Raw genomic sequence first — 386 nt, forward strand, 5'->3', positions numbered from 1 at the left:
CTTGCCGCCCAGCTCGCCTGCCAGCACCTTGACAATGTGGGTGCTCTTTTCCAGCACCGGCGCGCCCGACAGGCCACCCGCCTCGCCGCCATACGGCAGCCCCTCGACACCTTCACGGCCCAGCGTGGTGTTGGTGGCGATCACCGCATCCATACCCGACTCCATCAGCGCGGCAGCCACCAGCGCAGTTTCTTCGTCACTCATGTCCGGGGCGATCTTGATGGCCAGCGGTACACGCTTGCCATGGGTAGCAGCCAGTTGCTCGCGGCGTTCGGCCAGGGCATCGAGCAACTGCTTGAGCGAATCGCCGAACTGCAGGCTGCGCAGGCCCGGGGTATTCGGCGAGCTGACGTTGACGGTGATGTAGCTGGCGGCGGTGTACACCT

1 pseudogene is annotated in these 386 nt (G+C 65.5%); it reads right to left on the bottom strand.

Going from position 1 to position 386, the window contains the following annotated elements:
* A pseudogene (locus LR961_RS19180) lies at nucleotides 1–386 on the bottom strand (quinone-dependent dihydroorotate dehydrogenase); the annotation flags it as partial.

It is taken from the genome of Stenotrophomonas sp. SY1 (assembly GCF_021202945.1).
Classification (GTDB): Bacteria; Pseudomonadota; Gammaproteobacteria; order Xanthomonadales; family Xanthomonadaceae; genus Stenotrophomonas.